The 20164-nt window shown below is 62.5% G+C and carries 21 protein-coding genes; 12 read left to right on the top strand and 9 right to left on the bottom strand.

The features are described 5' to 3' along the window. Positions 1-120 precede the first annotated feature (120 nt). Both L5849_RS03790 and mgtE read right to left on the bottom strand, forming a co-directional pair. Positions 121-510 carry a DUF1489 family protein gene (locus tag L5849_RS03790; protein WP_115417950.1) on the bottom strand — a complete coding sequence of 130 codons (390 nt, stop codon included), beginning with the start codon at positions 508-510 and terminating at the stop codon, positions 121-123. 166 nt (positions 511-676) lie between these two features. After that, complete coding sequence (gene mgtE / locus L5849_RS03785; protein WP_115417174.1) at positions 677-2128, bottom strand: magnesium transporter; 1452 nt, start codon at positions 2126-2128, stop codon at positions 677-679. A 101-nt stretch (positions 2129-2229) separates the two neighbouring features. On the opposite strand from mgtE, the gene L5849_RS03780 reads away from it, so the two are divergent. The 7 genes from L5849_RS03780 (at position 2230) to L5849_RS03750 (ending at position 8182) form a co-directional block, all read left to right on the top strand. After that, positions 2230-2691 (top strand): peptidylprolyl isomerase, encoded by a 462-nt coding sequence (locus L5849_RS03780; protein WP_236924476.1) that lies wholly within the window; start codon positions 2230-2232, stop codon positions 2689-2691. 130 nt (positions 2692-2821) lie between these two features. Further along, the gene (gene miaB / locus L5849_RS03775; protein WP_236924475.1) at positions 2822-4165 is read left to right on the top strand and encodes a tRNA (N6-isopentenyl adenosine(37)-C2)-methylthiotransferase MiaB; all 1344 of its coding nucleotides are present in this window, start codon (positions 2822-2824) and stop codon (positions 4163-4165) included. Positions 4166-4377: 212 nt separating this feature from the next. Then, positions 4378-5409 (top strand): PhoH family protein, encoded by a 1032-nt coding sequence (locus L5849_RS03770; RefSeq protein WP_236924474.1) that lies wholly within the window; start codon positions 4378-4380, stop codon positions 5407-5409. A gap of 7 nt (positions 5410-5416) precedes the next feature. Continuing rightward, a complete protein-coding gene (locus L5849_RS03765) occupies positions 5417-5761 on the top strand; it encodes a GIY-YIG nuclease family protein (protein WP_255703794.1) in 345 nt (114 codons plus the stop codon). Between the two features lie 37 nt (positions 5762-5798). After that, entirely contained in the window at positions 5799-6290 is a 492-nt protein-coding gene (gene ybeY / locus L5849_RS03760; RefSeq protein WP_115417171.1) for an rRNA maturation RNase YbeY, read from the top strand. Between the two features lie 72 nt (positions 6291-6362). Beyond that, positions 6363-7229, top strand: a complete 867-nt coding sequence (locus tag L5849_RS03755; protein WP_234041441.1) for a hemolysin family protein — start codon at positions 6363-6365, stop codon at positions 7227-7229. A 68-nt stretch (positions 7230-7297) separates the two neighbouring features. Further along, positions 7298-8182, top strand: coding sequence for a LysR substrate-binding domain-containing protein (locus L5849_RS03750; protein WP_115417169.1), 885 nt, complete (start codon positions 7298-7300; stop codon positions 8180-8182). 5 nt (positions 8183-8187) lie between these two features. Here L5849_RS03750 and L5849_RS03745 read toward each other — a convergent pair whose 3' ends face one another. The 7 genes from L5849_RS03745 to L5849_RS03715 all read right to left on the bottom strand — a co-directional run bounded on the left by L5849_RS03745 (position 8188) and on the right by L5849_RS03715 (position 12445). Beyond that, a complete protein-coding gene (locus tag L5849_RS03745; protein WP_236924473.1) occupies positions 8188-9084 on the bottom strand; it encodes a 1-acyl-sn-glycerol-3-phosphate acyltransferase in 897 nt (298 codons plus the stop codon). Beyond that, on the bottom strand, positions 9056-9478 hold the full coding sequence (locus L5849_RS03740) for a Fur family transcriptional regulator (RefSeq protein ID WP_236924618.1): 423 nt from the start codon (positions 9476-9478) through the stop codon (positions 9056-9058). The genes L5849_RS03745 and L5849_RS03740 overlap by 29 nt, the downstream gene beginning before the upstream one ends. Positions 9479-9552: 74 nt before the next feature. Continuing rightward, positions 9553-9993, bottom strand: coding sequence for a MucR family transcriptional regulator (locus L5849_RS03735; RefSeq protein ID WP_115417167.1), 441 nt, complete (start codon positions 9991-9993; stop codon positions 9553-9555). Between the two features lie 148 nt (positions 9994-10141). Next, positions 10142-10594 (bottom strand): GNAT family N-acetyltransferase, encoded by a 453-nt coding sequence (locus L5849_RS03730; RefSeq protein ID WP_236924472.1) that lies wholly within the window; start codon positions 10592-10594, stop codon positions 10142-10144. After that, positions 10591-11202: a tRNA (adenosine(37)-N6)-threonylcarbamoyltransferase complex dimerization subunit type 1 TsaB gene (gene tsaB / locus L5849_RS03725; protein WP_236924471.1), complete on the bottom strand. Its 612-nt coding sequence runs from the start codon at positions 11200-11202 to the stop codon at positions 10591-10593. The genes L5849_RS03730 and tsaB overlap by 4 nt, the downstream gene beginning before the upstream one ends. 36 nt (positions 11203-11238) lie before the next feature. Beyond that, entirely contained in the window at positions 11239-11823 is a 585-nt protein-coding gene (locus L5849_RS03720; protein WP_174223783.1) for a malonic semialdehyde reductase, read from the bottom strand. 40 nt (positions 11824-11863) lie between these two features. Continuing rightward, the gene (locus L5849_RS03715; RefSeq protein ID WP_236924470.1) at positions 11864-12445 is read right to left on the bottom strand and encodes a NifU family protein; all 582 of its coding nucleotides are present in this window, start codon (positions 12443-12445) and stop codon (positions 11864-11866) included. A gap of 101 nt (positions 12446-12546) precedes the next feature. Between L5849_RS03715 and L5849_RS03710 the strand changes: the two genes are divergently transcribed. The 5 genes from L5849_RS03710 (at position 12547) to L5849_RS03690 (ending at position 20143) form a co-directional block, all read left to right on the top strand. Beyond that, complete coding sequence (locus L5849_RS03710; RefSeq protein WP_236924469.1) at positions 12547-15486, top strand: pitrilysin family protein; 2940 nt, start codon at positions 12547-12549, stop codon at positions 15484-15486. A 122-nt stretch (positions 15487-15608) separates the two neighbouring features. Further along, on the top strand, positions 15609-16982 hold the full coding sequence (locus L5849_RS03705; protein WP_115417163.1) for a class II 3-deoxy-7-phosphoheptulonate synthase: 1374 nt from the start codon (positions 15609-15611) through the stop codon (positions 16980-16982). Positions 16983-17174: 192 nt separating this feature from the next. Next, positions 17175-18434 (top strand): ergothioneine biosynthesis protein EgtB, encoded by a 1260-nt coding sequence (egtB, locus tag L5849_RS03700; protein ID WP_236924468.1) that lies wholly within the window; start codon positions 17175-17177, stop codon positions 18432-18434. Then, positions 18434-19432 (top strand): L-histidine N(alpha)-methyltransferase, encoded by a 999-nt coding sequence (egtD, locus tag L5849_RS03695; RefSeq protein WP_236924467.1) that lies wholly within the window; start codon positions 18434-18436, stop codon positions 19430-19432. The genes egtB and egtD overlap by 1 nt, the downstream gene beginning before the upstream one ends. Positions 19433-19483: 51 nt before the next feature. After that, positions 19484-20143: a TIGR02281 family clan AA aspartic protease gene (locus L5849_RS03690; protein WP_236924466.1), complete on the top strand. Its 660-nt coding sequence runs from the start codon at positions 19484-19486 to the stop codon at positions 20141-20143. Positions 20144-20164 lie beyond the last annotated feature (21 nt).

The raw sequence follows: 20164 nt of genomic DNA, 5'->3' as shown, positions 1-20164 counted from the left end.
AAGCCGTAAACCATTCCGCAGAAAAACATTCAAAAGCAGTGACTTATTTTAGAAATCTCACTGCAATACTTCTGTCACAATTTTTAGAAAACAGGCGCTTGTGCACTGCAGCATACGGATTCAGATCAGTCCTAGCCGTTCCAGCTTGCCCGCAAGCTTGCCGGGGAGCGCGTCACCGATGTCTTCGCCGGGCGCGAGATCGCGCGGGGGATCGCCCTTCAGATAACGCCAACCTTGATGTGCGCGTTTGGGCCGAGGGTGGACGCGGATCAGTTCGGGTTTGAGGTCGATCGACCAGCGCCCGTCCTTCGTCTCGGAGAACCCGAGGATTTCGCTGCGCGCGACGATGCTGTGCTGGTGAATCCAGTAGAGCGAGCCGCCGATGCATTGCTCCCACTTGGTCGGGCGATAGCGCGTCGTGAGGTTCGGGCTGCGCCGCTGTGCATACCAGCTTTCGATATCGCCATAGCTTTGCGCGCCGAAGGCGATCTTGGTCAGGTTGAGCGGCATGAGGAGGATGTAGCGCTTCCCGACCATATCTCAAGCGTCGCCCCGGACTGGATCCGGGGCCGGTGCTTCTTGCGCGCCAGTGAATCAGAAAGTGAAGGCAGCCCCGATCCCGGCTCGCAGCCTTTCCGCGTGGGTCCGTGTAACACCCGGTCCATGCGTAGAAAGGCTAACCGACGATCCCGCTGGCCACGGCGAGGCCGAGGAATGCGAAGAACCCCATCGAATCGGTAATCATCGTCACGAACACGCTGCTCGCCACTGCCGGGTCTTGGTCGAGCCGGTCGAAGGCCACGGGCACCAGCACGCCGGCAAGGCCCGCAATCACCACGTTGATCACCATCGCCAGCGCGATCACGCCGCCGAGCATGGGAGTGAAGATCGCGCCCGTAGCGAGGCCGATCAGCACCGCTATGGTCACGCCGTTCAGGAGTGCAACGCGCATCTCGCGCATCAGAATACGCCGCGTGTTGCTGCGGGTGAGCTGATTGGTGGCGATGGCGCGCACGGTCACCGCCATGGTCTGCGTGCCCGCATTGCCGCCGATGCTCGCGACGATCGGCATGAGGATCGCGAGCGCCACAAGCTTCTCGATCGCCGCGCCGAACAGCGCGATGATCAGCGATGCGACCAATGCTGTTCCAAGGTTTGCCACCAGCCAGCGGACGCGCGCGGAATAGGCCTCGCGGATCGGCTCGTTGATATCGCCTTCGCCCGCGCCGCTCATCAGCAGCGCATCCTCGCCCGCTTCCTCGGAGATGATGTGGACCACGTCGTCCACCGTCATCTGGCCGACCAGCCGCTCGTTCTCGTCGACCACGGCAGCGCTGATGAGGTTGTATTTCTGGAACATCAGCCCGACCTCTTCCTGGTCGAGCGTGACCGGGATCAGCGTCTGGTCGCGCTTCATCACATCGGCCAGGGCGATCGCGCGCGGCGCGCGCAGCACCCATGAGAGCGCGCAGGTGCCGACCGGGTGATGCTTCTCGTCCACCACGAAGATTTCGTAAAATTCGTCGGGCAGGTCGCGCCCGTCGCGCAGGTAATCGATGAGATCGCCGACCGTCAGATGTTCGGGCACTGCGACGAAATCGCGGCTCATCAAGCGTCCGGCGGTCTCCTCCGGATAGGCGAGGGCAGACTGGATCGCGATCCGGTCCTCGATCTCGATTTCGGCCAGGACCGCGCGCTGATCTTCTTCGTCGAGGTCTTCGATGAGCTGGACGGCGTCGTCGGTCTCGAGCTGGTCGACGATCTGCGCCACCGCTTCCGGCGGCAGCGCTTCCATCATGGTCTCGCGGACATAGTCGTTGAGTTCGGCGACGACCTCGGACGTCATCAGATCGGTGATCGCCGCGGCAAGCTGGTAACGCTCGTCGCGCTCGAACAGTTCGAGAAGGTCGGCGATATCGGCCGGGTGCAGCGGTTCGACCAGCTCGTAGACCGCCTTGACGTCCCCTTCGTCGAGCGCGTCCTCGACCGAGCGGACGAATTCGGGCTTGAGCGTGTTCTCTTCGTCCATCCGCTCGTCGTCGATCCGGTCGTCCGGGCGTGCTTCTTCCTCCGGCTCACGCGCCAGCAGGATGCCATCTTCGTCGAGGGGGCGGTTGCTCTCGCTCATGTGCAGCGGTCTAGGCGGGCGGGGCTGGATTGCAAGCAACGGGTGACAGGCCGCCCACAATCCCTATGTAGGCGCCAGCCAATTCACAGGAGAAACGACCGATGGCGGACAAGCTGACCTTCACTCTCGATACCGGCGACGGTGAAAACAAGGACGTGGTGATCAAGCTGCGCCCGGACCTGGCACCAGGTCACGTCGAGCGCATCACCGAACTGGCGGGCGAGGGCTTTTACGACGGCGTGGTCTTCCACCGCGTGATCCCCGGCTTCATGGCGCAGGGCGGCGATCCGACCGGCACCGGCATGGGCGGCAGCGACAAGCCCGACCTCAAGGCCGAATTCAACAGCGAACCGCACACGCGCGGCACCTGCTCGATGGCTCGCACCCAGGTGCCCGACAGCGCCAACAGCCAGTTCTTCATCTGCTTCGACGACGCCGAATTCCTCGACGGCCAGTACACCGTCTGGGGCCAGGTCGAGAGCGGCATGGAACACGTGGACGCCCTTCCCAAGGGCGAGCCGCCGCGCGAGCCGGGCAAGATCGTGAAGGCGACCGTCGGCTAACACCATCAATCTCGTCACCCCGGCCTCCGAGCCGGGGTCCAGCTTTGCTAGCACCATGCGAGAAGTGGCTGGACCCCGGATCAAGTCCGGGGTGACGGTGTCCTCGATATCCGCTAAAGCGCCCCCTCCCATGAAACCGACCACTTCCCCCAAGACCTACAGGGTCAAGAGCTTCGGCTGCCAGATGAACGTCTATGACGGCGAGCGCATGGCCGAGATGCTGGGCGAGCAGGGCATCGTGCCTGCGCCCGAGGGCGAGGATGCCGACCTCGTCGTGCTCAACACCTGCCACATCCGCGAGAAGGCGGCGGAGAAGGTCTATTCGGACATCGGCCGCCTGACCAAGGCGGGCCGCGAGGCTGGCAAGGAGCCGCTGATCGCGATCGCGGGCTGCGTCGCGCAGGCCGAGGGCGAGGAGATCATGAAGCGTTCTCCGGCGGTCAGCATGGTCGTTGGCCCGCAGGCCTATCACCGGCTTCCCGAGATGCTGGACAAGGCGGTGAAGGGCGAGCGGGCGACCGATACCGACATGCCCGCCATCGCCAAGTTTGCCGCATTGCCCGAGCGCCGCCGGACCAATCCGGCCAGCTTCCTCACGATTCAGGAAGGGTGCGACAAGTTCTGCACCTATTGCGTGGTGCCCTATACGCGCGGCGCGGAAATTTCGCGCCCTTACAGCGATTTGGTGATAGAAGCGAAGAAACTGGTCGATGCGGGCGCGAAGGAAATCACGCTGCTTGGCCAGAACGTCTCGGCATGGTCGGGCGAGGACGAGAAGGGCCACACGGTCGGCCTCGCAGGCCTGATCCGCGACCTTGCCAAGGTCGATGGCCTCGCGCGCATCCGCTACACCACCAGCCACCCGGCCGACATGGACGACGACCTCATCGCCGCGCATGGCGAGATCGACAAGCTCATGCCCTTCCTCCACCTGCCGGTGCAGGCGGGCAGCGACCGTGTGCTCAAGGCGATGAATCGCAGCCACACGGCGGAAAGCTATCTCAAGCTGCTCGAAGCTTTCCGCGCCGCGCGGCCCGACCTCGCGCTGAGTGGCGACTTCATCGTCGGCTTCCCCGGCGAGACCGATGCCGAGTTCGAGGAAACGCTCGCTCTGGTCGATGAGGTCAAATACGCGCAGGCCTTCAGTTTCAAATATAGCCCACGCCCGGGAACGCCCGCCGCGACGATGGATGACCAGATTGCGAGAGAGGTCATGGACGAGCGGTTGCAGCGCCTCCAGGCCGCGCTCAACCGCGACCAGATGGCGTTCAACGGGGCGAGTGTCGGCAAAACCTGTGAAGTGCTGGTCGAACGCAAGGGCAAGCATCCCGGCCAATGGCTCGGCAAGTCGCCCTGGCTTCAGAGTGTGTGGTTCGAAGGCGATGCCGCGATCGGCGACCTCGTCGAAGTCGAACTGGTCGAAGCTGGCCCCAATTCGCTCGCAGGCAAATTGCGCGAGACCGTCGTGGTTTGACCACCCGGCTACGCCGGATTTCATCACGCAAAGGCGCAAAGAATACGTAGAGCCGTGCGCACCAGGCTCTTTGCGCCTTGGCGTGAGACAAAAAAGCGCTGCGCGCGGCTCGGCGTGTGACGGACCGGTGACTTTCCACCGTCATCTCACCGCTCGCAACTTGCGCCCCCGGCAGCGACGCCTACATTCCGACTCGCAAGCGAAAGGAGCATATGGCTCGCAAACCCGCATCGAAGGAAACCACTGCCTTCACCCCGCCACCGTCGCCCCAGCGCGAAATCCGCCGGGCACAGGTCGATATCAGTTTCGACAACCAGAGCCTGCTAGGGGCGCTGTTCGGTCAGTTCGATGCGAACCTCGTCCAGGTGGAAAACCGTCTCGGCGTGTTCATCGCGGCGCGCGGTAACGAGCTGCATATAGAAGGGCCGGAAGATAGCGTCGCCCGCGCGCGCGACGTACTCAAGGCAATGTATGACAAGCTCGCCATCGGGCAGGATCTCGATCAGGGCGCGATCGAGGCGCTAATCGCCATGTCGGACGAACCCACGCTCGACGGCATTGTCGACGCCGAGCCCAAGGGGCCGCCGATCATGATCCGCACGCGGCGCAAGACGATCGTGCCGCGCAGCGCGATGCAGGCGACCTATATGCGCAGCTTGGTGCGCGACGACATCATTTTCGCGCTGGGCCCGGCGGGCACGGGCAAGACCTATCTCGCGGTCGCGCAGGCGGTCAGCCAACTCATCAGTGGCAGCGTTCAGCGCTTGATCCTGTCGCGCCCGGCGGTGGAGGCGGGCGAAAAGCTCGGCTTCCTGCCCGGCGACATGAAGGAAAAGGTCGATCCCTATCTGCGCCCGCTCTACGACGCGCTGTACGATTGCATGCCGCCCGAACAGGTCGAACGGCGGCTGGCATCGGGCGAGATCGAGATCGCACCCATCGCTTTCATGCGCGGCCGCACGCTGGCCGATGCATTCGTCATCCTCGACGAGGCGCAGAACACCACGCGCGAACAGATGAAGATGTTTCTCACCCGCTTCGGCCAGAACAGCCGCATGGTCATCTGCGGCGATCCCCGTCAGGTCGACATCCCCGGCGGCGACGGCATGAGCGGCCTCGCCGATGCGGTCGGCAAGCTGGAAGGCGTCGAGGGCTTCGGCACGATCCGCTTTACGGCTGCCGACGTCGTGCGCCATCCGATCGTTGGGCGGATCGTGGAGGCCTACGAGGGGCCGAGTTCGTGACCAGCCCTTGCTCGTCACCCCCGCGCAGGCGGGGGTCCCGCTACCTGCTGGTGTGACTCTCGAGAAGGGCGGTTACGTTTACATCATGGCGGATCGCTATCGCGGCGCGCTGTACATCGGCGTGACTGCGGACATAGCCGCAAGAACGGTTCAACATCGCGCAAGGAAGGGTGGGAGTTTCACCGCTCGCTACGATCTGACACGGCTTGTCTCTGTCGAACACCATGACGATATCGAGGATGCTATCGCCCGCGAAAAGGCGATGAAGAAATGGAACCGCGCCTGGAAGATCAGGCGGATAGAAGAACAAAATCCCGATTGGGATGACTTGTTCGAGACGCTGAACATGTGAAAGGGAGCGGGATCCCCGCCTGCGCGGGGATGACGAGGTGGAATTGGAACTGGATATCGATATCGATGGCTGGCCGTCGGGCGAATGGGCCGCGTTGGCCGAGCGCGCGCTCTCGGCGACTGCGCAGGTGGAGCCTGCAATCGCCAACCCGCGCCTATCGACCTCGCTACTCTTCACTTCGGACGAGGAAGTCCACGCGCTCAACCGCGAGTGGCGCGGCAAGGACAAGCCGACCAACGTGCTGTCCTTCCCCATGCTGGAGCGCGAGGACCTGCTCGCTCTTGCACAAGACGGCCCTCCCGAGATGCTCGGCGATCTCGCGCTGGCCTCCGGGACCTGCGAGCGCGAAGCGGCGGAGAAGGGCATCGCGCTGGAGGATCACGCCGCGCATCTGATTATACACGGCTTCCTCCACCTCGCAGGCCACGATCATGTCGAATCCGACGCCCAGGCGGAGGCGATGGAAGCGCTCGAAATCGCGGCGCTTGCAAAACTGGGTATCGCGGACCCATATGGGGACCGCAACTGATGGGAGTGCATCGTTAGGGCCATGCCCGATTCGTCATCACCCGCGGGAGACGCGGAGAGTAGCAGCGGGCTGATGCTCGCAATCCGGAAATTCTTCGACCCCGATTACGGCGAACGCTCGTTGCGTGCGCAGCTGGAAGACGCCATCGACGAGCATGAGGGCGAGAACGGCGCGGAGGCGCCGGAGCACAGCGGCACCGGCGACTTGTCGCTGGTCGAGCGGCAGATGCTGCGCAACCTGCTGCATTTCTCCGAGCACGATGCCGACGACGTCGCCGTGCCGCGCGGCGAGATCATCGCGATGAATGCCAGTGCGAGCTGGGACGAGCTGGTCGAGACCTTCGCCGAGCACGGCCATTCGCGAATGCCCGTCTATCGCGAGCAGCTCGACGATGTAATCGGCATGATCCACATCAAGGATGTCTTCACCATCCTGGCGCGCGAACAAACCCCGCCCGAGGACTGGACCGTGCTGATGCGGCAGCCGCTTTATGTGCCGCAGACGCGCAATGCGCTCGACGTGCTGGCAGACATGCGCGCGCAGCGAATGCATCTGGCCGTGGTGGTGGATGAGTTCTCGGGTACCGACGGGATCATCACGATCGAGGATCTGGTCGAGGAAATCGTCGGCGAGATCGAGGACGAGCATGACGAAACACCCGAAGAATGGATCGTCGATATCGGCGAGGGGATGTGGGACTGCGATGCCCGCGCCGAGCTCGACGATGTCGCGGAGCAGGTCTCTCCCGCGCTCGCGGAGGTCGAGGAATCCGTCGATACGCTGGGCGGGCTGGCCTTCGTGCTGGCCGAACAGGTGCCCGAGACCGGCCGAGTGCTCGAGCATAAGAGCGGCTGGCGGATCGAGGTCACGGATGGAGACGAGACCCATGTGAAGCGGTTGCGGTTGCATGCGCCGGAGGAAGCGATACCCCCGGCCTGACGGCTGTTGCAGATTTCTGCACATTCTCCCTCGACACGTGCATCGCACGCTCATAGCGTGCAAGCGTCATGGCAACGCGTCGTCTTCCTCCCCTGCGCGCTCTCGAAGCCTTCGTGCGCACCGTGCGTCTTGGCTCCGCGCGCGCAGCGGCCGAGGAACTCGGTCTCAGCCCATCGGCGCTGTCACGACGGATCGGCAACCTCGAGGAATTCGTCGGCAAGAAGCTGTTTACGCGGGCGCGGCAGGCAATGCAGCTGACCGATGACGGACATGCTTTTTTCGAGGCCGTGAACCCGCAACTGGAAGCGCTGGCGCGGGCGGTGGAAAGCCAATCGGACAATCTGTCGCTGCTGAGATTGCATTTGGGGGTTTTGCCGCTGTTCGGCACGCAGCGTCTGTTTCCGCGACTTGGCGAATTGCGTGAGCGGCATCCACTCTTGCATATCGACATCGACACCGGGGCGCATCTGGAAGACCGTGTTGGCGATGTGCTCGATGCCGCGATCATCCTGTCGCGAGGCCCGTCGCGCGGGCTGCATGCCGTTCGGCTCGACTACAACAAAGTCCATGCGATCTGCAGCCGGGACCTGGCCGAGCGGATCGGCCCGGAACCCGACGCGGACAGGCTTTCGCGGCAGACGTTCCTCATTCATAACGAATTGTCCGAAAGCTTCACCGCCTGGCGCGCGGAGATCGGCTTGCCAGAACTGGAGCCGACAGCGATCGACCATTTCGATTCGGGTCAGATCATGCTGGAAGCGGCCGCGCAGGGGCTCGGCATTGCGATCATGCATGATGACCACATGCGCCGCGCAGCGGACAACCGATTGGCGACATTGTTCAATGTCGAGGTCGAAAGTCCTTATAGCTACTGGTTCATCTGCAAGCCCACGGCGCTGGAAGAGCGTCCGGTCCGCTTGTTCCACGACTGGCTGGTAAAGGCCGAGCTTTAAACTGGCTATATGTCGGTCGGTTGGGGCCGGTATCGGACCGCTTCGACCACATGCTGAAAGTTGCGCAGTGGCTTGCCGAGATTGGCCACGAGCTGCTTCTCGATCTCTTCGCGAGCCTTTGCCGCGATCGCCTTGCGCCCGCGATAATCGGCCGGACTGAAGGGTTCGAGATAGTGGAGCGTCAGGGGGAAGCTGCCCCGGCGCGCCATGATCCGCTTCGCATTGTGCAGGCCGCTTTCCTGGCCGACCCAGCCGATTTCCTCCGAATTCTCGCCGTAATCGAGCACTACGGGCTGAACCATCACCCCCGGAGGTGGCGGCTCGAGTACCGAGATCATGCTGGACTTGAACGGCAAGAGCGAATGGCCGTCCGTCACCGTGCCTTCGGGGAATATGGTCACCGACCAGTTATCGGCCAGGGCCTCCTTGAGCGCATTGATCTGTTCCGCCACACCGACGCGGTTCTCCCGCTTGACGAAAACCGTGCGGTTCAGACCGCACAGCCAGCCGATCACCGGCACGTCCGATAATTCCTGCTTGGCCACGAATGCGGTGCCGCTGGCTCCAGCCATGCTGAGAATATCGATCCAGCTTATGTGATTGGCGATGAAGAAGACATCGCGCCGCAGCGGTGTGCCCACAATCGTTACCCGCGCGCCCACTATCCATGCGGTATAGCGCAGGAAGAGCATGGGCATCGGCGAGCCATAGGCGAATACGCGATAAAGATAGTGCAGCGGCACCAGCGCACTGAGCAAAACAAGGATGGCGAGGGTGCGAAGGATGAACCGCGCCCAGCCCGCTACGGTCAGCGGGACAATTTCTCCTCGGGCTGCCGCCAGCCGCCGTGCCGTGTATTTCGCGAGCCGACGGTCAGCCTTCGCGGTCGAGGCGGACGCCATACAGTTCCAGCCGGTGATCAACCAGGCGATAGCCGAGCTTGGCGGCGATCTGTTTTTGCAGCGCTTCGATTTCCGGATCCACGAACTCGATCACCTTGCCGCTTTCGACGTCGATAAGATGGTCGTGATGCGCTTCGGGCGCCGCCTCGTAACGGGCACGCCCATCGCCGAAGTCATGGCGGTCGAGTATCCCCGCCTCTTCGAACAGGCGGACCGTGCGGTAAACGGTCGCGATCGAGATGCCGGAATCGATCTTGTTCGCCCGCTCATGCAACAGTTCAACATCGGGGTGGTCGTCGCTTTCCGACAGCACGCGCGCAATAACCCGGCGCTGCTCGGTTATGCGCAGCCCCTTATCGGCACATAATTGTTCGAGATCGATTCTCTGGTGCAATTTGGCTTCCCGCATGAAAAACGCCCCGTACCCTTACCGGGCCGGAGCGTCTTCCTCAAGGCGATCGCGAAGGTTTAGTCAGCCTTCTTCTTACGACCGCGCTTCTGGCCCGGTTTGCGGCCGAGGCCGATCTTGACTGCCAGATCGCGGCGGGTCGCCGCATAGTCGGGGGCGACCATCGGATAGTCGGCCGAAAGATTCCAGCGCGCGCGATACTCATCCGGTGTCAGACCATGTTCAGTCGACAAGTGACGCTTGAGCATCTTCATCTTCTTGCCACAGTCGAGACAGACGAGATGATCCTTCTTTACGGACGAACGGATCGAAACGGCCGGTTCGGGGACTTCTTCCGCAGCGGCACCGCTGGGATCCAGCCCCGACAGGGCCGAATAGACGTTGTTAATCAAGGTCGGGACTTCATTAACATCGACATTGTTGTTACTTACATGTGCCGCGACAATGTCCGAAGTTAGAGTGATTAGGGTCTCGGTCATGTCCGTATCGAAATCTTGCATTATTTGCCCTTCTGAATTGCGTCGGATCGCTCGCCCTGCGACCTGTTCTATGTCTCTATTGTATAAAACAGACAAGAAAATGCAATAAATGAAGTAGGCCGATATTTTGACGCATTACTACAACTTTTTTCGTTGTTTTGTCGCGCTGCTACAAGTTTCGGGCAAAAGTAATGGCATCGACCGTGGTCGAATCCAGAGTTCGGTAGTAAGCGCGCCGCTTTCCGATGGGTTCGAATCCGCAGCTGCGATAAAGTATTTCGGCGGGATTGTTGGCGCGCATTTCGAGAAAAATGCGTTCCGCGCCGGCGTCCCGTGCCATAGTCGCGAACATCTCGATCAACTTCCGGCCGAGCCCCTTGCCGCGCATTTGCGGACGCACGGCGATAAGCAGCAACTCTTCCTCGCCGGGCGCGCGCCGGGCAAGGACGAAACCAGCCGCTTCGCCCCCGATTGCGGGCCGATTCCCATATTCATCGATAAGAATCGCATAAGTGTGGGGCATGGCCAGAGAGTTGGCGACCTGCTGGCGTGTCCATGCCTCGCGCCAGAAAGGCTCGAAGGCGGCATCCATCACAGCCATGAGCTGGTCGATCTCGCTCATCGACCTGGCAGTTTAGCGTCGGGTGCCCGCCCGTAAAGCGGGGCAATACTGTCGCTCAAAAGGCTGGTTGGCACTCTCAGCGCACTGCGCGCGTCAGGTAGCGCAACCGTGGGGGAAGCGGCCCCGGCTTGCAGGGCGAGGTCTTCCGCTTTCGAACCCGCCACGACGGCCCGGAGATCACGGTTTGCGGCGACATCCGGAGCGACCGAGGCGACGGCCTCGATCGGCAGGCCATCGCCCCCGAAGTCCTGGACGAACCATTCGCCATGGCCGCCATTCATACATACGGTGACGCAAGCGTCGTTATTGCCCCGCGCCATTGCGGCCACCAGGGCGAGCGTCGGGTATCCACGGACCCGAGCCCGCCAGGCGATCCCCAGCGCCCGTGCCACTGCGACGCCAATCCGCACCCCGGTAAAACTGCCGGGGCCGAGCGAGACACGTATCTCCTCCGCGCGGCCCCTATCGGGCAATTCGGCAATCATCGGGACGAGCCTTTCGGCATGACCGCGGCCGAGTACCTCATGCCGCGCATCGACAAGCGCGCCCTCTTCGAACAGCGCCACCGAGCAGGCTTCCGTTGCGGTTTCTATTGCCAATACGCGCATGGGCGCGCACTGCCCCAGCCAGGGCTGGGCTGCAAGTCAGGCGATACTGTTAAAGGTCTCGAAGTCGGGGCGCGGACTGCGATCGAAAATGCTTTTGCGATCGCCATAGCCGATCGAGCAGATGAAGTTGCTTCTATGCCTTGGGCTATCGCCGAAAAAGGCTTTGTCGACCGCTTCGTTATCGAAACCGGACATCGGCCCGCAGTCGAGGCCAAGGGCTCGGGCGGCAATCATCAAATAGGCACCCTGGAGCGAACTGTTGCGGAAGGCCCCTTCCTTGCGGCCTTCCTCGTCGCCCTCGAACCAGCTTTTCGCGTCGGTATGCGGAAAGAGCCAGGGCAGTTCCTCGTGGAAATCGATGTCGTAGCCGATAATCGCCGTGACCGGTGCGGTCTTGATCTTGTCCCGATTTCCTTCCGAGGCGCACTCGGCCAGCTTAGCCTTGGCCTCGTCCGATTTCACCCAAACGATCCGTGCAGGTTGCATGTTGGCCGAGGTCGGACCCATCTTTAGTAGCTCATAGATTGCCTTGATCTGTTCGTCGCTCACCGGCTTGTCGAGCCAGCCATTATAGCTGCGGGCGTCGCGGAAGATCAGGTCGAGTGCGTCGGCGGAAAGCATATCGGCCAAGGTTGTTTTTCCTTTGGTTGAATGAAGGAAGTCAGGCTGCGCGGACTTCAACGACCTCGGGAACATAATGTTTCAGCAGGCCCTCGATCCCGTGCTTGAGCGTGGCGGTGGACGAAGGGCAGCCCGAGCATGCGCCCTGCATCTGCAGATGAACCACGCCATCACGATAGCCGCGATACTGGATGTCACCGCCATCACCCGCGACTGCCGGGCGGACACGGGTTTCCAGCAATTCGTTGATCTGCGCGATGATGTCGGCATCCTCGTCGCGCTCCTCCACCAGCATGCCGTCCTCTTCCGGCGGAACCGCGATGCCGCCCGCCGTACCGGGCGCGAACAGCGGCGCCTGCGACACGAAGTGATCGAGCAGGATAGCCAGAACCTGCGGCTTGAGATCGGTCCAATTGACGCCAGGGGCAGCGGTCACGGTGACGAAATCGCTTCCGAAAAACACATTCACGACCTCGCCGGTATCGAAGATGGCCTGCGCCAGCGGGCTGGCCTCGGCGGATTCCGGCGTGGCGAATTCGCGCGTCCCCTTGCTCATGACCGGTTGACCGGGCAGAAATTTGAGGCTCGCGGGATTGGGCGTGGTTTCGGTCTCAATGAACATGGGTCACGATGTAGGAAGCTGGGAAGGCCGGGACAAGGAAGGATCGCTTGTCCAGCGAACATTCACCTAGCCTTCACGCTTTGCCCGCCTATATGCCTTGCATGACTCATTTCTCGCGTGCTTTCCGGCGTTTCGCGCTCATCCTTCCCGCCGCGCTGCTCTTCCCGCAGCCCATGCTCGCGCAGGAACCGGCCGAGCCGTCACCTCAATTCGTTACTCAGCCCGATGAAACGCCGTGGATATACGAAGGCAGCGACGTTCCGCGTGACAAGGAATGGATCTTCGGCGAGTTGCCGAACGGCTTGCGTTATGCCGTGCGCAAGAACGGCGTTCCACCCGATCAGGTTTCGATCCGTGTGCGGATCGATGCAGGCTCGCTCCATGAAGAAGATAGCGAGCGCGGATATGCGCACTTGCTCGAGCATCTGCTGTTCCGCGAAAGCCGCTATCTCGCGGTGGGCGAGGCGATCCCCACCTGGCAGCGTCTTGGCGCGACCTTCGGCAGCGATACCAACGCGCATACCAGCCCGACCGAAACGGTCTTCAAGCTCGATTTGCCCAATATCGACGAAGCGAAGCTGGCCGAAAGTATGAAGCTGCTTTCGGGCATGGTGCGCAGCCCGGTCCTCAGCGATACCAATGTCGGGGCAGAAGTGCCGATCGTCCTGGCCGAAAAACGCGAGCGCGGCGGCGCTTCGGAACGGGCGGGTAACGCAAGCCGCGAAATCCTGTTTGCGGGTCAGCGCCTGGCAAACCGCGTTCCGATCGGGACCGAAGCAACCCTAGGCGCCGCTACCGGAGCGAGCGTAAGCGCCTTCTACAAACGCTGGTACCGACCCGAGAATGTGGTGGTTTCGGCGGCGGGTGACATGGACCCGATGCAACTCGCCGCGGAGATCGAGAAATGGTTCGGCGACTGGCAGGGCGAGGGGCCGTATGTTCCCGCGCCCGACTTCGGTGATCCGGTTGCGCCCTCGGGGGCGGATCCGGCCAATCCGGTGGGCGAAATCGGCGTTGTCGTCGAACCCGACCTGCCGCGGTCCTTTTCCTATGCGGTCATGCGACCGTGGCGGCCGGTTCTCGATACCGTCGCCTATAACGAAGGTTTGCTGCGCGATGCGCTGGCGCAGGCGCTGATCAATCGCCGCCTCGAAGCGCGTGCGCGTGCGGGCGGCAGTTATCTCTACGCACAGGTCGCGCAAGACGATGTCAGCCGCTCGGCCGATATGACCTTCGTCAATTTCGCGCCGCTGACCGAAGACTGGCGCGCTGCTCTCGACGATATCCGGTCCGTGATCGCCGATGCTCTGGCAACCCCGCCATCCCGGGAAGAGATCGACCGCGAACTCGCCGAGTTCGAAATCGTTTTCAAAAGCCAGGTCGAGCAACGCCGCGTATTGCCCGGTCCACGGCTTGCCGACGACGTGGTGAATGCAGTCGATATCCGCGAAGCGATCGCCGCGCCGGAAACGGTTCTGATGGTGTTCAATTCGATGCGGGAGACGGTGACGCCGGAACTGGTGCTCGAGCACACCCGCGCGCTGTTTTCCGGCGACGTGATCCGAGCCGCCTATGTCACCCCGGCAACCGGCGAGGCGACCGAACAGGCCATTCGCAGCGCCTTGCTCGAACCGGTCGAGGCCGATGGCAATGCGCGCATCGCCGCAGAGGCGATTTCCTTCGACGATTTGCCGCCGGTCGGCGAGCCCGGGGAAATCGAGGCGCAAGGGCCGATCGGCGTGCTCGATATCGAGCGGGTCGATTTCTCCAATGGTGTAAAGGCGATCCTCTGGTCTAACGAGGCCGAACCCGGCCGGGTGGCGGTGAAGGTCCGTTTTGGCGCCGGGTTCCGGGCAATCGAAGCGGACCAGTCGGTTTATGCCAATCTCGGATATGCCGCACTGATCGGGGCCGGTATCGGCGAACTGGACCAGGAACAGCTCGATCTGCTTTCGACTGGCCGCAAATTCGGATTCGAGTTCCAAACCGGCGACGGGGCCTTCACCTTTTATGCGCAGACGCGGGAAGCGGACCTCGACGAACAGCTCTATCTTTTCGCGGCCAAGCTGGCGATGCCGGGCTGGGATCCCAATCCCGTGGCGCGGGCCAAGGCGGCGGGCAAGCTGGCGTATGAAAGCTATTCGGCCAATCCGAGCGGAATCCTCCAGCGCGATCTGGAATATCTCCTTCGCGGAAACGATCCACGTTTCCGCACGCCGACGCCCGACATGCTAGATGCGGCGACGCCCGAGGAATTTCGCGCGGTGTGGGAACCCCTGCTCAAACAGGGGCCGGTGGAAGTCCTTGTCTTCGGCGAGTTCGACAAGGATGCGACGATCGAGACCTTGCGCAAGACCTTCGGCGCATTGGAACCGCGCGAAATGCCTTCCGACGCGGTGTTGAATCGCCTCGTGCCATTTCCCGAAGCTGGTGAGACCGAGGTGCGCTATCATCGCGGCGATGCCAATCAGGCCGCGGCGGTCCTCGCCTGGCCCAGCGGTGCGGGGGTCGAGAACCTGCGCGAATCGCGCCGCCTCGAAGTGCTCGCCTCATTGTTCAACAACCGGCTGATGGACGCCATGCGCGAACATGCCGGTGCCAGCTATTCGCCGGTGGTCCGTTCCGACTGGCCCAGCGACGTGAATAGCGGCGGGCGCATCGCGGCGCTGGCGCAGTTGCGGCCCGAAGACGTGCCTGTCTTCTTCGCCGAGGCAGAACGTATCGCGAAGGAACTGGCCAGCGAGCCGGTTGGCGAAGACGAGTACAACCGTGTGGTCGAACCGCTTCGCCAATATGTCAGCCGCGCTTCGACCGGCAATCTGTTCTGGCTGTATCAGTTGGAAGGCGCGACCGTGGACAGCCGCCGTGTTCCGATGCTGCGGTACCTTCTGGCGGACTATACCCAGACGCCGCCCGCCGCGCTGCAGGCGCTGGCCCAGAAGTATTTCGCCTCGCGCGAGGCGTGGCGGCTGGCGGTCATTCCGCAGGGTCAGGACCTGGCAAGGTCGGCACCCGTCGGCGATGCTGGACCGGGCCGCTGAAGCGGTCACTGCAATCGACGTTTTAAGCTGGCCAAGCAAATGCTGCTTGCGCCATGATGCGTGCTCGTCTGCTACAGGCGATCACTCAGGCGCCTTGACCGGCGCCGCAAACGGAAGAGACAATGGCGACGAACTGGGCACCCGATAGCTGGCAGGGATATGAGGCAAGGCACTTGCCCGAATATCTCGACACGGCTGCTCTCGAAACGGCAACCGCCACGCTCGAAACGCATCCCCCGCTGGTCTTCGCGGGCGAGGCACGCGCGCTCAAGGCCGACCTTGCCGATGTAGCCGAAGGCCGCGCCTTCCTGTTGCAGGGCGGCGATTGCGCGGAAAGCTTCGCCGAATTTCATCCCAACAATATTCGCGATACTTTCCGTGTGCTGTTGCAGATGGCGGTGGTGATGACCTTCGCCAGCAAAAAGCCGGTGGTGAAGGTCGGCCGCATGGCAGGCCAATTCGCCAAGCCGCGAAGTTCCAATACCGAAACGCAAGGCTCCGTTACGCTGCCGAGCTATTTCGGCGACAACATCAACGGCATCGAATTCGATGCGGATTCCCGCACCAACGATCCGCAGCGTATGGTCCGCGCCTACTCGCAGGCGGCGGCTACGCTCAACCTCCTGCGCGCCTTCGCGACTGGCGGGTATGCCAATTTGCGCCAGGTTCACCAGTGGACGCTCGATTTCATGGGGCGCAGCCCCTGGGCCGACCGTTTCTCGGATATCGCCGACCGCATCGGCGAAGCGCTCGACTTCATGGAGGCTTGCGGGGTCGATCCGCAAGTGCTGCCGCAATTGCAGCGCACCAGCTTCTACACCAGCCACGAGGCCTTGCTGCTGCCTTACGAGCAGGCCTTGACCCGGCGCGACAGCTTGACAGGCGATTGGTACGACACATCCGCGCATATGGTTTGGATCGGCGACCGAACCCGGTTCGAAAATAGCGCGCATATCGAATTCGCGCGCGGCATCGGAAACCCGCTGGGCATGAAATGCGGGCCGAGCCTGGAAACCGATGCGCTGCTGAAATTGCTCGATACGCTCAATCCCGCGCGCGAGCCGGGGCGCATCACCCTGATCAGCCGCTTCGGCCACGATAAGGTGGAGGACGGCCTGCCGCGCCTCGTTCGCGCGGTGAAGGCGGAAGGCCATCCGGTGGTGTGGAGCTGTGATCCGATGCACGGCAATGTCGTGAAGTCGGAAAGCGGCTACAAGACACGACCTTTCGATCGCATTCTGCGCGAGGTTAAGGGTTTCTTCGCTGTGCACCGCGCGGAAGGCACGCATCCGGGCGGCATCCATATCGAGATGACCGGACAGGACGTGACCGAATGCGTGGGGGGTGCGGTGGCCATCACCGACGAGGCGCTAAAGGATCGCTATCACACACATTGCGATCCGCGCCTCAACGCCGCGCAGTCGCTCGAGCTGGCTTTCCTCATCGCCGAGATGCTCAATGAGGAACACGGCGTGCGGCAAGCGAACGCGGCCTGAGCTTCGCGGGAAACAGGGCAGAACCGGCGCCTGCCGGGATCGCTCGGGATGCGCAGCATATTGCCTGAACTTCCTGCCATACGCTTGTTTGGACGGGAGTTTTTTCACCTGCGGCCTTTAAACGGTCACTGAAATACGCCATGGTGAGAGACGGTCGCCATGTGTCGGTGACCGCCATGAAGGGGGGATGGAATGTCCCATGCCCAAACCAGATCCCAACCCGCTCCGGCGCTCGGCGATGCGCTCGCGGTTCGCTATGCCGCCTTGCGCAATCTGAGCGAAGCGCTGGTTGCACCGCTCAGCGATGCCGATGCAACCATCCAGTCGATGGAAGATGCCAGCCCGGCCAAATGGCACCTCGCGCATACGACGTGGTTCTGGGAAACGTTCCTTCTGCGCGATCACCTTGATGGATACGCGTTGTTCGACGACGATTGGCCCTTCGTCTTCAACTCCTATTACGAGGCGGAGGGCGAACGGATCGCGCGGTTTTCGCGCGGGATGCTGTCGCGGCCCACACTGGAAGAGGTCTTGGCCTGGCGCGCGCATGTCGATGAGGCGATGGCGCCGCTGTTCCAGCGCGAGGCGCTGGCGCCGCTGATCGAGCTTGGCATGGCGCATGAACAGCAGCATCAGGAATTGCTGCTGACCGATATCAAACATGCGCTGTTCCAGAACCCGCTCGGCGCGGCGATGTGGGATGCGCCCAGAGGGCGGGCAACGCCGCAAGACGACGGTTGGCTGCGCTACCCCGGCGGTATCGCGCGTATCGGCCATCAATCGGATGGATTTGCGTTCGACAATGAAGGGCCTGCGCACCGCGTCCTGCTCGAACCCTTTGCGCTGTCCTCGCGCCTGGTGACGAATCGTGAATGGGCAGATTTCATAGCCGATGGAGGCTACCAGGCGGCGACATTGTGGCTTTCCGACGGCTGGGCCTGGGTGTGCGATAATGCTATCGATGCGCCGCTTTACTGGCGCGATGGCGAACAGTTCACCCATTCCGGCTGGCGAGAGCGCGATCCGAATGCGCCGGTCACACATATCTCCTATTTCGAGGCGGACGCCTTTGCGACCTGGGCGGGTAAGCGCTTGCCGACCGAGTTCGAGTGGGAGGCGATAGCCCGTGGCCAGGAAGGGGAAGGCCCCGCGCACGACCCAAATGGCGGAAATCAGTTGGACGGCCCATCGCCGCCGCTTCCAATTGGCGGTGACGGCCTGTTCGGTGATTGCTGGCAGTTCACGCGTTCGGCCTATCTGCCCTATCCCCGCTTCAAGCCAGCGGCTGGCGCTGTGGGCGAATACAACGGCAAATTCATGAGCGGTCAGTTCGTGCTTAAAGGCGCGAGCTGCGCGACTGTGCGCGGCCATTCGCGCGCCAGCTACCGAAACTTCTTCTACCCGCACCAGCGATGGCAGTTCACCGGCCTGCGTCTGGCAAAGGATATCTGATGAAAGCCGAAACCGGAATTTCCCTCGTCGATCTGGACGAGGATGGCGTTGATCGTGCTTTTCGCGCCGATGTCCTGAAAGGTCTTCGCCAGCAACAGAAGGCGGTGCCCGCCCGGTGGTTCTACGATGAGGAAGGGTCTCGTCTGTTCGAACAGATCACGCGGGTCGCCGAATATTATCCGACCCGTGCCGAAACCGAGATACTCGGCGCGCAAGGTGCGCAATTCGCCGATCTCATCGGGCCGGAACGAGCCGTGGTGGAATTCGGCTCCGGCAGCTCGGTGAAGACGCCGCTATTGCTCGAGGCGATCGCGCCCGCCGCTTACGTTCCGCTCGATATATCGGGCGATTTTCTCCGTCAGAGCGCGGCTGCCCTGGCACGGAAATTCCCGCACCTGCCAGTCTACCCCGTGGAGGCGGACTTCATGCGCCGCGTCAGCCTGCCAGACGAGGTGTCCGCGCTGGCGAAGCTCGGTTTCTTCCCCGGCTCGACGATTGGAAATATGGTGCCACGCACGGCCGTCGATCTGTTGCGCTCCATGCGTGCAACGCTCGGCGCCGATGAGGGCGAAAGCCCGATGTTGTTGATCGGGATGGATCTGGTGAAGGATCGGGCTGTTCTGGAAGCGGCTTATGACGACGCGGAAGGCGTGACGGCCGCGTTCAACACCAATCTGGTCAGGCGGATCAACCGCGAACTCGACGGCACGATCGACCCGGCCGCTCTCGAGCATAGCGCGGTGTGGAACGACGATCTGGCGCGGATCGAAATGCATCTGCGCGCGACGCGTGATTTCTCCTTCGAGGTTTCGGGAGAGAAATTCTCGCTACGAAAGGGCGAGACGATCCATACGGAAAACAGCCACAAGTTCACCCGGCGCAGTGCCTACACGCTGTTGCTTGCCGGTGGCTGGACGCCGGTCCGGCGATGGCTGGACGAGGAAGAACGGTTCTCGGTCATCCTGGCGATTGCGACGGAGCAACGCGAAGCGCCCTGACCGACTGCAGGGGTCATGGACGCTTCATGGCCCCGTTCCTATATGGGATAAATGGATCTCGAACCCGTCTTCCAGGCAGTCGCCGATACCCTGCGCGCGATTCCGCGTTCGGAGTTGCTGATCGCGGCGCTGGCGGCGATGACATTGGGCTGGATCGGTGCCGTAGTAGCCAGGCGTTCGGCGCTGGGCGGCATTCTGCGCATTGCGAGTTCGCTCGCGCTTGGGCTGATCCTGCTCACGGTGGTGCTGCAACTGTCCCGTTTCGATCCGCGCTTCGACGTGGCGGTGCCGCAGATCGGGCTGCCCGAACAAATGGTCGAGGGCGGCGAAACCCGCATTCCCCTTTCGGCGGACGGGCATTTCTGGGTGCGTGCCGAGGTCAATGGCGTGCCCGGCAATTTCATGATCGATACCGGCGCCACTTTGACCGCGATATCCGCGCCCCTGGCCGAACGCGCGGGGCTTGAGCCGCGGCGCGGCGGCATTCCGATCATGCTCGGCACCGCCAATGGCACGGTCCAGGCCCATGTCGCCACGGTCGACAGCCTGACTTTCGGCAATGTCAGCGCCAGCGGGACCGATGCGGCGATCGCGGAGAGCTTCGGCGATTTCAACGTCATCGGCATGAATGTGCTTGCGCGGCTGGGATCGTGGCGGGTGGAGGACAATACCCTGATCCTGGTCCCCCGCACCGAGGATACGATTTCGTAAAATCCGCCGTTGGATCGCGCG

Source organism: Erythrobacter sp. SN021 (assembly GCF_021864455.1).
This window is presented reverse-complemented; position numbering and strand designations above follow the sequence as displayed.

Coding starts and splice junctions, on each gene's coding strand:
- L5849_RS03690 (WP_236924466.1), top strand. CDS start 19,484: ATGGATCTCGAACCCGTCTTCCAGGCAGTCGCCGATACCCTGCGCGCG.
- L5849_RS03790 (WP_115417950.1), bottom strand. CDS start 510: ATGCCGCTCAACCTGACCAAGATCGCCTTCGGCGCGCAAAGCTATGGC.
- L5849_RS03755 (WP_234041441.1), top strand. CDS start 6,363: ATGCTCGCAATCCGGAAATTCTTCGACCCCGATTACGGCGAACGCTCG.
- egtB (WP_236924468.1), top strand. CDS start 17,175: ATGTCCCATGCCCAAACCAGATCCCAACCCGCTCCGGCGCTCGGCGAT.
- L5849_RS03750 (WP_115417169.1), top strand. CDS start 7,298: ATGGCAACGCGTCGTCTTCCTCCCCTGCGCGCTCTCGAAGCCTTCGTG.
- L5849_RS03745 (WP_236924473.1), bottom strand. CDS start 9,084: ATGGCGTCCGCCTCGACCGCGAAGGCTGACCGTCGGCTCGCGAAATAC.
- miaB (WP_236924475.1), top strand. CDS start 2,822: ATGAAACCGACCACTTCCCCCAAGACCTACAGGGTCAAGAGCTTCGGC.
- L5849_RS03720 (WP_174223783.1), bottom strand. CDS start 11,823: ATGCTTTCCGCCGACGCACTCGACCTGATCTTCCGCGACGCCCGCAGC.
- L5849_RS03705 (WP_115417163.1), top strand. CDS start 15,609: ATGGCGACGAACTGGGCACCCGATAGCTGGCAGGGATATGAGGCAAGG.
- L5849_RS03710 (WP_236924469.1), top strand. CDS start 12,547: ATGACTCATTTCTCGCGTGCTTTCCGGCGTTTCGCGCTCATCCTTCCC.
- L5849_RS03780 (WP_236924476.1), top strand. CDS start 2,230: ATGGCGGACAAGCTGACCTTCACTCTCGATACCGGCGACGGTGAAAAC.
- L5849_RS03770 (WP_236924474.1), top strand. CDS start 4,378: ATGGCTCGCAAACCCGCATCGAAGGAAACCACTGCCTTCACCCCGCCA.
- L5849_RS03730 (WP_236924472.1), bottom strand. CDS start 10,594: ATGAGCGAGATCGACCAGCTCATGGCTGTGATGGATGCCGCCTTCGAG.
- L5849_RS03735 (WP_115417167.1), bottom strand. CDS start 9,993: ATGCAAGATTTCGATACGGACATGACCGAGACCCTAATCACTCTAACT.
- tsaB (WP_236924471.1), bottom strand. CDS start 11,202: ATGCGCGTATTGGCAATAGAAACCGCAACGGAAGCCTGCTCGGTGGCG.
- mgtE (WP_115417174.1), bottom strand. CDS start 2,128: ATGAGCGAGAGCAACCGCCCCCTCGACGAAGATGGCATCCTGCTGGCG.
- egtD (WP_236924467.1), top strand. CDS start 18,434: ATGAAAGCCGAAACCGGAATTTCCCTCGTCGATCTGGACGAGGATGGC.
- L5849_RS03715 (WP_236924470.1), bottom strand. CDS start 12,445: ATGTTCATTGAGACCGAAACCACGCCCAATCCCGCGAGCCTCAAATTT.